We start from the raw sequence: 13,807 nt of genomic DNA, 5'->3' as shown, positions 1-13,807 counted from the left end.
CGTGGCCGTCATTATGGGTACCGTGACCGAACCCCGATCCCGCAGACGCATGTCCGGCGCAGAGCGAAGAGAGCAGCTGATCAGCATCGGCCGCACGCTCTTCGCCGAGAAGGGGTTCGACGGGACCTCTATCGAGGAGATCGCCGCCACCGCACAGGTGTCGAAGCCCGTGGTGTACGAACATTTCGGTGGTAAGGAAGGCGTCTACGCGGTCGTCGTCGACCGCGAGATGCAGAAGCTGCTCGGCATGATCACTGAAGCCCTCTCCGCCTCCCACGCCCTGATCAAGCTGGAACGGGCCGCCATGGCCCTGCTCCGCTACATCGAGGAGAGCAGCGAGGGCTTCCGCATCCTGGTCCGCGACTCCCACGCCGCCTCCGGCACGGGCTCGTTCGCGAGCCTGATCAGCGAGATCGCCAGCCAGGTGGAGGACGTGCTGGCCGACGAGTTCGCGGGCCGCGGCTACGACCCCAAGCTGGCCCCGATGTACGCCCAGATGCTGGTCGGCATGGTGGCGCTGACCGGCCAGTGGTGGCTCGACGTGCGCAAGCCCGGCCGTGAGGAGGTCGCCGCCCATCTGGTCAACCTGGCCTGGAACGGCCTGACCGGGCTCAACCCGCACCCGTCGATCACCGTCACGAGCCGCAGCCAGGGCCAGCCGCCCAAGCCGCGCGTCGCCGGCGGCGATCGGACCGGCGGGGATCGGGCCGGCGGTGAGAAGGAGCTGCGCGAGTTCGAGAAAGCCAGGGAGAAGGAGTTCAAGGAGGCGGAGAAGCAGCGCCAGCGTGAGCTCAAGGAGGCCGAGAAGGCCAGGGTGCGCGAGCTGAAGGAGCGCGAGCGGCTGCTCAAGGAGGCTGAGAAGGCCCGTGAGCGGGAGGAGAAGATCCGCCAGCGGGAGGCCAGGCTGGCCGAACGGGCCGCCCGTCTCGAACAGGTAGATCATCCTGAGTGAGCCTTGAACAGGCGGGGCACACGGGGTGACGATGGGGTTGAGCTGGGCCGACCTTCCAGGTTGAGCCGTTGCGGCTACGTTAACGTTCTGTTCAACCAAACGGGGCAATATACGCCATATGTCCGCAGAACCGGTCGGAGCTACCAACGACCTGCCCCTGCCACAGGAGCGGTTCCTCAACCGCGAGGAGAGCTGGCTCCAGTTCAACGAACGGGTGCTCGACCTGGCCGAGGACCCCTCACTCCCGCTTCTCGAACGCGTGCGCTTCCTCGCCATCTTCGCCAGCAACCTGGACGAGTTCTTCCGGGTCAGGGTGGCCGGGCTGAAACGGCGCATGGCGACCGGCCTGCTGCTGCGGACCAGGAGCGGGCTCAAGCCCCGCGAAGAGCTGGTCAGGATCGCGACCGTCGCCGACCGGCTGGCCAGGCGGCACGCGGCCGCCTTCCACCAGCGGATCTCCCCCGAGCTGGCCACCGAGGGCATCGAGGTCGTCCGGTGGGACGAGCTGGGCCGCGAGGAGCGCACGGAGCTGCGCAAACTGTTCAGGGAGCGGATCAGGCCCGTGCTGACGCCCCTGGCCGTCGACCCCGCCCACCCCTTCCCCTACATCTCCGGGCTCAGCCTGAATCTGGCCGTCCTCGTGCGCAACCCGGCCACCGACCACACGGTCTTCGCCCGGGTCAAGGTGCCCTCGCAGCTCCCCCGGTTCGTCCCGGCGTCCAAGGACCGCTTCGTCCCGCTCGAAGACGTCATCGCCGCTCATCTCGGACAGCTCTTCAAGGGCATGGAGATCCTCCAGCACCACGTCTTCCGCGTCACCAGGAACGAGGACCTCGACGTGGACGAGGACGTCACCGAGAACCTCATGCAGGCCCTGGAGAAGGAGCTGCTGAAGCGGCGCTTCGGCCCGCCCGTGCGGCTGGAGGTCGAGGACACGATCACCCCCGAGGTGCTCGCGCCGCTGGTGGAGGAGCTGGAGCTGGCCACGCACGAGATCTACCGGCTGCCGGGGCCGCTCGACCTGTCGGGCCTGCACGCCATCGCCGACCTCGACCGGGGCGAGCTGAGCTACCGGCCGTTCGTGCCGGCCGAGGTGATCAACGCCGAGGACGACGTCTTCTCCATCCTGCGCGAGCGCGACGTGCTGCTGCACCACCCGTACGACTCGTTCGCCACCAGCGTCCAGCACTTCATCGAGGCCGCCGCGGCCGACCCGCGCGTCCTGGCGATCAAGCACACCCTCTACCGCACCAGCGGCGACTCCCCCATCGTGGACGCGCTGGTCGACGCGGCGGAGGCCGGCAAGCAGGTCGTGGTCGTCGTCGAGATCAAGGCCCGATTCGACGAGCGGGCCAACATCACCTGGGCCCGCAAGCTGGAGCGGGCCGGCTGTCACGTCGTCTACGGCGTGGTCGGGCTCAAGACCCACTGCAAGCTCGCCCTCGTCGTCCGCCAGGAGCCCTCGGGCGAGCTGCGCCGCTACTGCCACATCGGCACCGGCAACTACAACCCCAAGACCGCCCGCCAGTACGAGGACTTCGGCCTGCTCACCGCCGATCCGCTGGTCGGCGAGGACGTGACCGACCTGTTCATCCACCTGACCGGCTACTCCCACCACTCCGCCTACCGCCGCCTGCTGGTCGCGCCCCACTCCATGCGTGGCGGGCTGCTGGCCAGGATCGAGCGGGAGATCACCCACCAGCAGGCCGGGCGTCCTGCGCGGATCAGGATCAAGACGAACTCGCTGGTGGACGAGCCGATCATCGACGCTCTCTACCGGGCCTCCCGGGCGGGCGTCCCGGTGGATCTGTGGGTACGCGGCATCTGCACCCTCCGCCCAGGCATTCCCGACTTGTCGGAAACGGTGCGCGTACGGTCGATTCTGGGGCGCTTCCTCGAACACTCCCGCGTCTACGAGTTCGGCCTCGGCCGCCGCCCGGAGGTCTGGATCGGCAGCGCCGACCTGATGCGCCGCAACCTCGACCGCCGCGTCGAAGCCCTGGTCAAGGTCACGGCGCAGCAGCACAAGGCGTACCTGATCGAGCTGATGGACCTGGCCATGGCCGAGAGCACCAACGCGTGGTGGCTCAACTCCGACGGCACCTGGAACCGCCACCCCGGCGAGGACCTGCAGAGCCACCTCATCGGCACCCGCCGCTGGAGAACCGTTGACGACTGACCCGCTCCGCGCCACCGGAACCGTGCCCTGGAGGACCGATCTGTTCCGGGCCGCCGGGACCGTGGCCTGGAGGACTGGTCTGTTCCGGGCCGCCGGGACCGTGACCTGGAGGACCGATCTGTTCCGGGCCGCCGGAGCCGTGACCTGGAGGACCGACGGCGGCCGTGACCGGGACGACCGTTGATGACCGACCCGCTCCGGGCCGCCGGAGCCGTGATCTGGAGGGGTGAGCAGAGCCGCCCTGAGGTGGCCGTCATCCACCGGCCCGCCTACGACGACTGGACCCTCCCCAAGGGCAAGCTCAAGGCGGGAGAGCACGAGATCGCCGCCGCCCTGCGCGAGGTCCACGAGGAGACCGGCCTGACCGTCCTGCTCGGCCGCGCGCTGCCGCCGGTCCACTACATGAGCATGGGCCGGCTCAAGCGGGTCGACTACTGGGTGGCGCAGGCGGTCGCCGACGCCGGGTTCTCGCCGGGCGAGGAGGTGGACGAGCTGCGCTGGCTGCCGGTGGAGGAGGCCAGGCGGCTGCTGACGTACGAATGGGACGCCGGACTGCTGCACGCACTACGGGCCGCACCCCTGGTGACCGTACCCCTGATCCTCGTCCGCCACGGCACTGCCGGCTCCAGAAGCGAGTGGCAGGACGACGACGCCGTACGCCCCCTCGACGCCGCCGGCTTCTCCCAGGCGACGACCCTGGCCACGGCCCTGCCCGCCTACCGCCCCGAGACCCTGCTGAGCTCCCCCAGCCTGCGCTGCGTCCAGACACTGCAGCCGTACGCGAACGCCATCGAAGCCCCACTCACGACCGATCCCCTGCTCAGCGAGGAGAACCAGGACCCGCAAGCAACCCCCGCCCTGGTCGGCAGCCTCGCCGGCCCGGCGGCCGTGTGCAGCCACGGCAAGGTGCTGCCTGCCCTGATCGAGACGCTGACCAGCACGGAGGTGCACCTGCGCAAGGGCGCCTTCGCCGTCCTGCACCGAGCCGCCGGCCAGATCGTCAGCGTAGAACGCTACGAAACCTGACCCGTCCTCCTTGGCTGTCACCACCGACCAGGGGCCGATCAGCGGCACCCTCAGAGGATCTTGGCGGCTGCTTTCGCCGTCTCGGCCCAGACCTCCGGGAACTCGGCGTCGGCGCGTTCGGCGTGGCCGCGTTCGATGCCGATGAGCAGGCCGTACGTGAACGTGTCCTCGCCCGCGCGCCGCGCCCGCTCCGCCTCCCCGAGCAGGGTCTCCTGCGCGACCACCCCGTCCTGGTGCACGCCCAGGATCTCCTGGACGCGCTCGGCCAGCTTGGCGAGCTTGCCCATGCCGCCGCTGATGCTGGGTTTGAGGGCTTCTGCGGTGTAGCGGGCGCGTTTGGCGGCCTTGCGGACGTCGTGCATGGCGAGGGCGCGGCGGTCGGGGTCGTCGATGGCCTGGGCGGCTTCGTACCGCTTCGTCACCCGCTCCCAGCCGGCCACGGCGACGGCGCGCAGTTCGTCCTGTGCCGGCCTGGCCGCGGCCCTGCCCAAGGCCGGGGCCGACACAAGCTCGTCGAGCGCGCCGAGCAGCCGGTAGTAGCGGTCGCCGCTGAGCTCCTCCCTGATGCGGCCGTACGCCTCCTGCTCGCGTTCGTGCAGATCGGCGCCGAGCCGGGCGCCGATGGGGCCCGTGACCAGCTCGGGCGCCAGCCCGTCGAGCAGCTCGGCGAACCTGGCCCTGATCACCTCCAGGTCACGCGCCTCGCCGAGCACCGCGCCGAGCCGGCGCAGCTCGTCCTGGAGGTGGTCGGTGCCGGTCACGATCTTCCTGAACGCCTTGAGCGCGCTGCGCAGCCTGCGCGCCTCCACGCGCATCTGGTGCACCGCGTCGTCCTCGGCCCTGCGCACCCGTGGGTCCTGCGTGAGCAGGGCGTTCACCTGCGTCGCCAGGTAGGCGACGACGACCTCGCCCGCCGTGCCCGGTTCGGTGGGGGCGGTGGGCGGTGGGGCGGGTTCGAGGAGTTTGGCGAGTTTGCTGGTGGCCTGCGACGGTACGGCCCCGGCCTTCCGCAGGCGCTTGCCCACCTTGGCCAGCAGCTTGCCGGTGCCACCTTCGAGCAGCTCCGCCTCGACCTCGCGCCACCGGACGATCGTGGTCTCCGCGCCGTACACGGTGCCCTTGACCCGGTCGTCGGCCACCTCCAGCAGCCGGGTGTCGCCGTCGAGCAGGACGGTCACGTTCCTGCGGGTGTCGAGCTCGGCGACCAGCCGCAGCTCGGCGCCCCGGGTGTAGGCGCGGACGAGTTCGGCCAGCTCGGCGGGGACGATCTTGGTGCTGCGGGTGAGGGGGTGGTGGATCTCCTGGCGCACGCCCTTGGCCTTGGGCAGCTTCAGGTGCCAGCCCGCGTCGTCGCCGCCCCGCCTGCGCCGCAGCGTGATGCCCCGGGTGGCCAGCCGCAGGTCAGGGGTGTCGAAGTAGAGGGCCACGAGCTGGTGGCTCTTCGGGCCGACGACATCCCCCAGACCGCTCAGGTCCGGCAGCGTGAACTCCGGAGAGACGTCGAACTTGTCCTCGATCTCGATGCCCACCGCACCTCGCAAAAAGTCCGATTTCGGACAATAATGCCACCGGGCGGTGACCCTCACACCAGTTGCAGCAGCTCGATTCTGTTGCCCACCGGATCGGAGACGTAGATCCTCCGCCAGCCCGGGACCAGCTCATCAGCCACCGAGTCCGGAAATTTCGCGATATAGGGGTCGATGTCGTCCACCATGAACGCCGGGTGCGCCTTGCGGGCCGGCCGGAAGTCGTCCTCGATGCCGAGATGCACCTCCACGCCGTCGCCCCGGAACCAGGCGCCGCCGCGTCCGGCCAGGTCGGGCGGCTTGGGCACCTCGCGCAGGCCGAGCAGACCCGCGTAGAACTCCCGCAGCAGCGGCTCGCTGCCGCGCGGCGCGGCGAGCTGGACGTGGTGCAGTGCCTGGATCATGTTCCGCTCATTTCTGGACGACCACGAAGATTCTCCGGAACGGGAAGGGCGTGCCGTAACTCCTTGCCGGATACGCCTCGGCGAGTGGCTTGGCCAGGTCGCGCTTGAAGCGGCGCCGTTCGTCCGGATCGAGGCGGTCCAGGATCGGGCGCAGGGCCGTGCCGGAGACCCAGCCGAGCACCGGGTCCTCGCCCTGCAGCACGTGCACGTACGTGGTCTCCCACGCGTCCACCTGCGAACCGCCCTGGTTGAGCAGGTCGAGGTATTCCAGCGGCTCCTCCACGGGATTGCCCCTGGTGTAGTCGCCGAGCTTGTCGGACCAGGCCCGCGAGCCGCACAGCTCGCGGATCGCGACGTGACTCGGAGCGTCGAAGTTGCCGGGCACCTGGAACGCCAGCCAGCCGCCCGGGGCCAACTCCTCGATCCAGTGCTCCAGCACGGAACGGTGCTCGGGCACCCACTGCAGCACGGCGTTGGACACGATCACGTCCACGGGCCGGTCGGGGCGCCACGTGGTCACGTCGGCGACCGCGAACCTGACGTTCGACTCCAGCCGGCGGGCCTTCGTGATCATCGCCGGGGACGAGTCGAAGCCCTCGATCGTCGCCCTCGGCCAGCGACCGGCCAGCTCGACGGTGAGTTCGCCACTGCCGCAGCCCGCGTCCACGACATAATCGGGCTCGACGGCCCCCACTCTGGAGATCAGCTCGATGAACGGCCGCGAACGCTCGTCCGCGAAGACGGCGTATGTGACCGGGTCCCAGATATCTCTTGACATGAAGATAATTGATATCGAGAGAGATATCTCGATGTCAAGACAGTACACTCTTGTGTCATGACGGAGGATGCTAGAGACGAGGTCGATCGCCTTGTCGCGGCCTGGCGCGCCGAGCGCCCCGACCTCGACGTCGAGCCGCTCCAGGTGCTCTCCAGAGTGTCACGACTCGCCCGGCATCTCGACCGGGCGCGGCGGGCGGCGTTCGCCGAACACGATCTGGAGCCGTGGGAGTTCGACGTGCTGACGGCGCTGCGCCGGGCCGGAAAACCCTACGAGCTCAGCCCCGGCGCCCTGCTGCGGGCCACATTGGTGACCTCCGGGACGATGACCAACCGCATCGACCGCCTCGCCGCGGCCGGGCTGGTCCGGCGCCGGCCCGACCCCGAGGACCGGCGTGGGGTGCTGGTGTCGCTGACGGACACGGGGCTGGGACGGGTGGACGCCGCGTTCGCGGACCTGCTGCGCAGGGAGCGGGAGCTGCTGTCGGGGCTGGGGGACGAGGACCGGCGGACCCTCGCCTCACTCCTGCGCACCCTCCTCACCCCGTTCGACTCCCCACCCGAGCCACACCGCCCCGGACGGGGCCACGATCACAGCGAGTGACGTCAGTCGCCCAGGCGGTCGGCCACCTCAAGCCACTCGGCCTCGACCGTCTCCTTCTGGGCCTTGATCTCGCGCAGCTGGGCGTCCAGTGAGCCGAGCTTGGCGTAGTCGCTGGCCGCGTCCGCCATGGCGGCGTGCAGCCGGGACTCCTGGTCGCCCAGCTTGTCGAGCTGGCGTTCCAGGCGGTTGAGCTCTTTGCGGAGCTCGCGTTCCTCCTTGGCGGAGAGCCCGCCGGTCTGGCCGGCGGCGGAGGCCGGCGGCCCGGCCGGTGCGGTGGCAGCTTCCGTGATGGCGCCGATGCGGCCGGACGGCGCGGCGCCGGTCGTCGCGGCGGTGCCCAGGCGCGCGGTGACGGCCGTGCCCGCCGCGCGCCGTTCGAGGTATTCGTCCACCCCGCCGGGCAGCAGCGACAGCTTGCCGTCGCCGAGCAGCGCCACGCTGCGGTCGGTCACCCGCTCCAGGAAGTAGCGGTCGTGGCTCACCAGGATCAGCGTGCCGGGCCAGCCGTCCAGCAGGTCTTCGAGCTCGTTGAGCGTCTCGATGTCGAGGTCGTTGGTGGGCTCGTCGAGCAGCAGGACGTTGGGGTCGTCCATGAGCAGCCGCAGCAGCTGCAGCCGCCGCCGCTCACCACCCGAGAGGTCACCGACCACCTTCCACTGCGCCTCGCCCTTGAAGCCGAGCCGTTCGAGCAGCTGCGACGCGGTCCACTCGCGCTTGCCGAGCTGGAGGTACTTGCGCACCTCCTCGACCGACTCCAGCACGCGCCGCGTCGGGTCCACCTCGGCCAGCTCCTGCGACAGGTGCGCAAGACGGACGGTCTTGCCCCTGGTCACGCGGCCCGAGTCGGGCTTGATCGTGTCGGCGAGCAGCCGCAGCAAGGACGACTTGCCCGAGCCGTTGACGCCGATCAGCCCGATCCGATCCCCCGGGCCGAACTGCCACGTGAGGTGGTCGAGCACCAGCGGCCCGGTGCCGGGACCGCCCGCGTGCAGGGTGACGTCTTCGAGGTCGTAGACGGTCTTGCCGAGCCTGGCCGCCGCGAACCGCATCAGCTCCACGGTCTCACGGGCCGGCGGCTCGTTCGCGATCAGCGCCTGGGCGGCGTCGATGCGGAACTTCGGCTTGGACGTACGGGCGGGCGGGCCGCGCCGCAGCCAGGCGATCTCCTTGCGCATGAGATTCTGCCGGCGCTCTTCCGCGGCCTGGGCGATCCGGGCCCGCTCGGCCTTGGCCAGCACGTAGGCGGCGTATCCGCCCTCGTACCGCTCGACCCGCCCGTCCACGACCTCCCACGTGCGCATGGAGACGGCGTCGAGGAACCACCGGTCGTGCGTCACCACGACCAGCGCGCTCTTCCGGCCCGCCAGGTGGCCGGCCAGCCACGCGATGGCCTCGATGTCGAGGTGGTTGGTGGGCTCGTCGAGCATGATCAGGTCGTGGTCGTCGATGAGCAGGCGGGCCAGCGCCGTACGCCTGCGCTCGCCGCCCGACAGGTCCGCGGCCCTGGCGTCGAGGTCGAGGTCGCCGATCAGGTTGGCCAGGATCTCGCGTACGCGCTGATCTCCCGCCCACTCGTGCTCGGCCAGGTCGCCCAGGACGATCTCGCGTACCGGAACGCCGGGGTCGAGGTCGTCCCGCTGGGACAGGAACCCGACCCGCAGGCCCCGGTTGTGGGTGACACGACCGCTGTCGGGACGCAGGGCTCCCGCGATGACCGACAGCAGGGTCGTCTTGCCGCCGCCGTTGCGCCCGACCACACCGATGCGCTCCCCGGCTTCCACGCCGAGGGAGACGTCACTGAGGAGAGGCTTGGGCCCGTAAGCGTGGGAGACCGACTCAAGGTTGACCAGATTCATGGCCTTCCCAGGGTATCGGCGGCCCGGGGGACCTGGGTACGCGCGGACCGGTTGCCGAGCCCATGCGGGCGCGCAGGCACCACCTCGGCGCTTTCGGCGCCCGCTCCGGAGGCGCGAGGACCGGGCCCCGCCGAGTCGACAACACTCGACGCCGCAGCCGGCATGCTGTGCCCAGAGGCGGCCGGCCACTCCCGGCGACGCCGTCCCCGGGCGGCCACTCCCGGGCGAGGCCGGACAGGGCTGACCGCCTCCCGGCTCAGTGCCAGTCGCTGATCTGCACGTCCCGCGGTGCCGGCGCTCCCTCGCCAGTCTCCACCAGGGACTTCAGACTCATCAGGAACGAGCCCCACTTGGTGCTGCAATGGTGCATGAACTCCACCGGCTCCTTCCAACCCTGGTGCTTGAACAGCACGATCGTGTAATCGCCGTCCTGGCGGAGGTCCCAATCGATCGTCGTCCCGATCCATTCCTCGGGGCCGTCGACCACCCGCCACGCCACCCGCTCGGACGGCCGTAGCTCGACGACCTCCATGTCGAAGCCACCGACCGGGAACCGGAACTCGAGTACGCCGCCGACGTCGCCGTTCCCCTTCGTGTCGTCGGTCCACCAGCCGGCGAGGCCCTCGACGGTCGTCAACGCGTCGTACACCTTCTCCGGTGTCGTGGCCTTGACGCCGACCCTGTGCAAAATGTCCACCATTTCGACTCTCCTTGATCGTGTCTGTCTTGTTGTCAGTCCTGTCGGGTGCGCTGGATCCCCTCGGCGATCCGCTTGATGCGCTGCAGCCGGGCTTCCCATGCCGACCCGACCACCGACAGCTGGGCCACCGCGCGGGCGAGTTGGGCGTCGTCCACCCGGTACCGCTTCTCCCGGCCCGCCGGCGTCGCCCGGACCAGGCTGACCCGCTCGAGGACGCCTAGGTGCTTGGCCACTGCCTGGCGGGTGACCGGCAGTTGCTGGGCGAGCGTGGTCGCGGTGCCGTCGCCCTCGATGAGCAGCAGGTCGAGCATTCGGCGCCGGGTCGGGTCCCCGATCGCGGACCAGAGGTCGTCGTCGACGTGCTCTGCCACCAAGGTGCTCATGGCCGTACCTGCAGCGTCGCTACGTACGGCGCCAGTCGCGGTAGATAGAAGTCCCAGCCGGTGACATGCTCCTGGTACTGCTGCTCGAGGACGGCGATCTCCCAGCCCATCTCGCGGAAGCCGGTCTCGGTCATCTTGAGCAGCGTCCCGCGGCCCGACGGGGTCAGGTCGAAGGTGACCAGCAGCGAATTGCCCTCCGCCGCTACCTCGTCGGCGGGGTGCGTCCAGCGAAACGAGAACGTCCGCGGCGGCCGCACGTCGACGACGGTGAACGGCACCACCGCCCCGCCGGCGTCGTGGTCACCGAAGGTGATCTCCCCCGCCGACCCTGGCGTCGGCTCGTACCGGGCGTCGTCCGGCCACCACTCCTTGAGGTGGCCGGGACTGCTCACCACCTCGAAGACGATCTCGGGAGACGCCTCGATGTAGATCTCGCGCTCAATGGTTCCGAACTCCATGCCATCCTCCTGCAACGTTTGGTTGCACGTCAGACTACCTGGATGCGCCACGTTGCGCAACCATTAGTTGCACCTCCGGGGGATCCGCTGCAGGCCGATCACGTCATGCTCGTCGCTGTGCTCGACCTTGGGCTGCCAGGTCAAGGGAGCCAGCGAAGTCCTGCTCCGCCGCGAGTCTGACGATCACGCAAAGCAGTCTGACGAAAACGCGGCAAACGTTGCTTGCTGCGGCACTAGACCGTATCCGAGAGGCGGCCAGCGACATGGGCGGTTCCGCGCCTCCGCCTGCGACGCCGCAGCCGGAAAGTTGCGCCCGGAGACGGCCGGCCCCTTCCCGGCAATGCAGGTCGCGGCCGACTGCCAGGACCGGCGGTGATCGCGCCTGGGGCCAGTAGGGCTCGTACTCACGCAGGGCCTTGCTCGGTGGATCGGCCCGTCAGCTGAGTGCGACCGGGCTCGCTGTCGTGTTCCTGGAGCTCGGGTAGGCCCTCAAGGGCCCCCTTGGGCCTGCATGTGAATCGCGGGGATCAGATCAAGGTGGCGCCCTGGACGGGGCCGTGGGCGGCTACGGCGGTGTGGGCGGCGCCGGTGGTGGTCAGGCTGTGGGCCAGGTCGCGGGCGTGGGTGGCGTCGATGGCCAGGAAGGCGCAGGTGGGGCCGGAGCCGGAGACGATCGCTCCCAGAGCTCCGTGCTGGCGACCCGAGTCGAGGGTGGGGGCGAGCTCGGGGCGGAGGTTGAGGGTGGCGGTCTGGAGGTCGTTGCTCAGGTGGTTGCCCAGGGCGTAGGCGTCGCCGGTGCCGAGGGCCTCCATGAGGGAGTCGTTCAGCTGGGGCCAGGGGACTTCGGCCTGGGAAGCCTCCCTGAGGCGGTCGCATTCGGCGTAGACGCTGGCCGTGGACAGGCCACCGTTCGCCAGCGCGAACACCCAGTGGAACACGCCGCCGGTGGGCAGCTCGGTCAGCTGCTCGCCGCGGCCGGTGCCGACCGCCGTACCGCCGAGCAGGGAGAACGGGACGTCGCTGCCGAGGTCTCCGGCGATCTCCATCAGGTCCTCGAAGGGCAGCCCCAGCCCCCACAGCTCATTGCACGCCACCAGCGCGCCGGCGGCGTCGGCGCTGCCGCCCGCCATCCCGCCCGCGACCGGGATGCCCTTCTGGATGATCAGATCGGCGCCGTAGCTGCGGCCCGCGTGCTTGGCGAGCGCGCGGGCGGCCCGGATGGCCAGGTTACTGTCGTCGGTCGGCACCTGGTCGGACCACTTGCCGTTCACCTGAACGGTGATCGACTCGGACTCCTTCGCCACGACCTCATCGAAGATCGATACGGCGTGGAAGACGTTGACCAGGTCGTGGTAGCCATCATCCCTGAGCGGGCCGACAGAAAGCTGCACGTTGACCTTCGCAGGCACACGTACGGTCACCGAACTCATCGATCTTCTGCCACTCTCATCACTTGCCGGGGTCAAGGACACTCGATGTTATCGGGGCGCGCTGCCCTGACATGCGGTTCTGGGAATATGACTCTCTGGTCGGGCCGACTTCTCAACACAGAGAGTCAAGTTGGTGGGCATTTGCCGGGTTCCGTCGAGTCACCATGGGTGAGTCGGGTTCGTTGAGCCGTCGTCGGGGTGGGGCTGCGGGGCTTCAGTTGCGGCCTCGCTTCTTCGGAAGGTGGCAGCCGTGGCACCTCACACCTCGGGCGGTGGACGTGATCGGACGGGGTCGGTTCGGTTTCGTCGGGTGGTCGACGGTGAGGGCTGCGGGGGCTCCGATTGAGGCCGTGGCCAGCGGCGGCGATACGGGGCGCAGGACGAGGTCGTGGACGGCTGCGGCGGGGTGCGGAATGTAGGGCAAGGCCGTGGGCGGCTGCGGTGGGTGCGGAGTCCCAGGACTGAATCGTGGGCGGCTGCGGCGGGGTGCGGGGTCTCATGTTGAGGTCACGGGTAGCGGGGATGCGGGGTCTCAAGTTGAGGCCGTCAGTGGCGATGGAGGGCGGGGTCTCAGGGCGAGGTCGTGGGCGGTCGTGGGGTTGCTGGGCCGTCGGTGGTGGTGGGGGCGGCTGGCCGAGGGCGACCGGGGGGTAGGTGGGTCAGCCTGGGCGTACGGTGCCGCGGTAGGTGGTGCGGAAGTAGGGGGTGTTGAAGTTGGCTCGTCTGACCACGTCGCCTGTTTTGGGGGCGTGGATCATGAGGGTTCCGGTTAGGAACAGGGCCACGTGGGTGGGGGCGCCGGGGTTGCCGCCGAAGAAGAGCAGGTCGCCTGTGCGGCGGGCGCCGAGAGGGATCCTGCGGCCCTGGCGGAACTGGGCGGCCGTGTGGTGGCTCAGTCTTATGCCTGCTCTGGACCAGGCGTAGAGGGTGAGGCCGCTGCAGTCGAAGCCTCTGGTGGTGGCGCCTCTGCCTATCCCCAGGGTTGGGCCCTTCGCTGAGCCTCCGCCCCAGGAGAAGGAGACGCCCAGTTGGGTCAGGGCCGCCGCTGCGGCGATCTGGCCTCTTGTGAGGGGGCCCTTGAGCTTGGGGAGCTTGCTGGCGGGCGAGGGGATGGGGAGGGTGGCGACGGCCGCGGCAGCGGCAACTCGGGCAGGGGTGGCCTGGTCTCGGGTGGCCCGCTCTGGGGTCGCCTGGTCGGGGGTTACCTGCTCTGGGGCTGCCTGGTCTGGGATCGCCTGGTCGGGGGTTACCTGCTCTGGGGCTGCCTGCTCTGGGGTCGCCTGGTCGGGGGTTGCTCGGGTGGAGACGGCTCGGGCAGCGGCAGTGTGGGCGTAGGTGGATCGGGCGGCGGGGGTGGCTTGAGCGGGGGTGGTGTTGATGATCAGCGTGGTGAGGAGTGCCGAGAGGAGTGCTCCGCCGATGGCGAGCCGCAGGAAGGTGATGCGGGTGGTCATGGTGGCCTCCGGGTCATCGGGGGTGGGAGGCCAGGATCTGGGAATGCGGGGTCACGCG

The 13,807-nt window shown here is 69.8% G+C and carries 13 protein-coding genes; 4 read left to right on the top strand and 9 right to left on the bottom strand.

Annotation, left to right across the window (positions count from 1 at the left end):
- Positions 1-22: 22 nt before the first annotated feature.
- The 3 genes from OIE67_RS53875 to OIE67_RS53865 all read left to right on the top strand — a co-directional run bounded on the left by OIE67_RS53875 (position 23) and on the right by OIE67_RS53865 (position 4,157).
- Positions 23-952 carry a TetR/AcrR family transcriptional regulator gene (locus tag OIE67_RS53875; RefSeq protein ID WP_407674820.1) on the top strand — a complete coding sequence of 310 codons (930 nt, stop codon included), beginning with the start codon at positions 23-25 and terminating at the stop codon, positions 950-952.
- A gap of 118 nt (positions 953-1,070) precedes the next feature.
- Positions 1,071-3,131, top strand: coding sequence for an RNA degradosome polyphosphate kinase (locus OIE67_RS53870; protein WP_326634960.1), 2,061 nt, complete (start codon positions 1,071-1,073; stop codon positions 3,129-3,131).
- Between the two features lie 183 nt (positions 3,132-3,314).
- The gene (locus OIE67_RS53865) at positions 3,315-4,157 is read left to right on the top strand and encodes an NUDIX hydrolase (RefSeq protein WP_326634958.1); all 843 of its coding nucleotides are present in this window, start codon (positions 3,315-3,317) and stop codon (positions 4,155-4,157) included.
- Positions 4,158-4,207: 50 nt separating this feature from the next.
- On the opposite strand, the gene OIE67_RS53860 is transcribed toward OIE67_RS53865, so the two are convergent.
- The 3 genes from OIE67_RS53860 to OIE67_RS53850 are packed head-to-tail and all read right to left on the bottom strand — an operon-like array spanning position 4,208 to position 6,865.
- Positions 4,208-5,686, bottom strand: coding sequence for a CYTH and CHAD domain-containing protein (locus OIE67_RS53860; protein ID WP_326634956.1), 1,479 nt, complete (start codon positions 5,684-5,686; stop codon positions 4,208-4,210).
- Between the two features lie 53 nt (positions 5,687-5,739).
- Positions 5,740-6,087 (bottom strand): VOC family protein, encoded by a 348-nt coding sequence (locus OIE67_RS53855; protein WP_326634954.1) that lies wholly within the window; start codon positions 6,085-6,087, stop codon positions 5,740-5,742.
- Positions 6,088-6,094: 7 nt separating this feature from the next.
- Positions 6,095-6,865: a trans-aconitate 2-methyltransferase gene (locus OIE67_RS53850; protein WP_326634952.1), complete on the bottom strand. Its 771-nt coding sequence runs from the start codon at positions 6,863-6,865 to the stop codon at positions 6,095-6,097.
- Positions 6,866-6,922: 57 nt separating this feature from the next.
- Between OIE67_RS53850 and OIE67_RS53845 the strand changes: the two genes are divergently transcribed.
- A complete protein-coding gene (locus OIE67_RS53845) occupies positions 6,923-7,468 on the top strand; it encodes a MarR family winged helix-turn-helix transcriptional regulator (RefSeq protein ID WP_326634950.1) in 546 nt (181 codons plus the stop codon).
- 2 nt (positions 7,469-7,470) lie between these two features.
- Here the strand turns inward: OIE67_RS53845 and OIE67_RS53840 are convergent, their stop codons facing one another.
- The 6 genes from OIE67_RS53840 to OIE67_RS53815 form a co-directional block, all read right to left on the bottom strand.
- Complete coding sequence (locus OIE67_RS53840) at positions 7,471-9,324, bottom strand: ABC-F family ATP-binding cassette domain-containing protein (RefSeq protein ID WP_326634948.1); 1,854 nt, start codon at positions 9,322-9,324, stop codon at positions 7,471-7,473.
- Positions 9,325-9,580: 256 nt separating this feature from the next.
- Positions 9,581-10,024 (bottom strand): SRPBCC family protein, encoded by a 444-nt coding sequence (locus tag OIE67_RS53835; protein WP_326634946.1) that lies wholly within the window; start codon positions 10,022-10,024, stop codon positions 9,581-9,583.
- Positions 10,025-10,056: 32 nt separating this feature from the next.
- Positions 10,057-10,407, bottom strand: a complete 351-nt coding sequence (locus OIE67_RS53830; protein WP_326634944.1) for an ArsR/SmtB family transcription factor — start codon at positions 10,405-10,407, stop codon at positions 10,057-10,059.
- Complete coding sequence (locus OIE67_RS53825; protein ID WP_326634943.1) at positions 10,404-10,865, bottom strand: SRPBCC family protein; 462 nt, start codon at positions 10,863-10,865, stop codon at positions 10,404-10,406. Before OIE67_RS53825 ends, OIE67_RS53830 begins: the two co-directional genes overlap by 4 nt.
- 527 nt (positions 10,866-11,392) lie before the next feature.
- Positions 11,393-12,295 (bottom strand): 4-(cytidine 5'-diphospho)-2-C-methyl-D-erythritol kinase, encoded by a 903-nt coding sequence (locus tag OIE67_RS53820; protein WP_326634941.1) that lies wholly within the window; start codon positions 12,293-12,295, stop codon positions 11,393-11,395.
- A gap of 659 nt (positions 12,296-12,954) precedes the next feature.
- Positions 12,955-13,749 (bottom strand): C40 family peptidase, encoded by a 795-nt coding sequence (locus tag OIE67_RS53815; protein WP_326634939.1) that lies wholly within the window; start codon positions 13,747-13,749, stop codon positions 12,955-12,957.
- Positions 13,750-13,807: the final 58 nt, after the last annotated feature.

The sequence above is a fragment of the Nonomuraea fuscirosea genome, assembly GCF_035917475.1.
Taxonomy (GTDB): domain Bacteria; phylum Actinomycetota; class Actinomycetes; order Streptosporangiales; family Streptosporangiaceae; genus Nonomuraea; species Nonomuraea fuscirosea.
Note: the sequence above shows the minus strand (reverse complement) of the source record. Positions and strands in the feature narration are given on the sequence as shown.

Bases quoted from the DNA above. Each gene is read 5' to 3' on its own strand.
- OIE67_RS53870 (WP_326634960.1), top strand. From the start codon at position 1,071: ATGTCCGCAGAACCGGTCGGAGCTACCAACGACCTGCCCCTGCCACAG.
- OIE67_RS53865 (WP_326634958.1), top strand. From the start codon at position 3,315: ATGACCGACCCGCTCCGGGCCGCCGGAGCCGTGATCTGGAGGGGTGAG.
- OIE67_RS53855 (WP_326634954.1), bottom strand. From the start codon at position 6,087: ATGATCCAGGCACTGCACCACGTCCAGCTCGCCGCGCCGCGCGGCAGC.
- OIE67_RS53850 (WP_326634952.1), bottom strand. From the start codon at position 6,865: ATGTCAAGAGATATCTGGGACCCGGTCACATACGCCGTCTTCGCGGAC.
- OIE67_RS53845 (WP_326634950.1), top strand. From the start codon at position 6,923: ATGACGGAGGATGCTAGAGACGAGGTCGATCGCCTTGTCGCGGCCTGG.
- OIE67_RS53840 (WP_326634948.1), bottom strand. From the start codon at position 9,324: ATGAATCTGGTCAACCTTGAGTCGGTCTCCCACGCTTACGGGCCCAAG.
- OIE67_RS53835 (WP_326634946.1), bottom strand. From the start codon at position 10,024: ATGGTGGACATTTTGCACAGGGTCGGCGTCAAGGCCACGACACCGGAG.
- OIE67_RS53830 (WP_326634944.1), bottom strand. From the start codon at position 10,407: ATGAGCACCTTGGTGGCAGAGCACGTCGACGACGACCTCTGGTCCGCG.
- OIE67_RS53825 (WP_326634943.1), bottom strand. From the start codon at position 10,865: ATGGAGTTCGGAACCATTGAGCGCGAGATCTACATCGAGGCGTCTCCC.
- OIE67_RS53820 (WP_326634941.1), bottom strand. From the start codon at position 12,295: ATGAGTTCGGTGACCGTACGTGTGCCTGCGAAGGTCAACGTGCAGCTT.
- OIE67_RS53815 (WP_326634939.1), bottom strand. From the start codon at position 13,749: ATGACCACCCGCATCACCTTCCTGCGGCTCGCCATCGGCGGAGCACTC.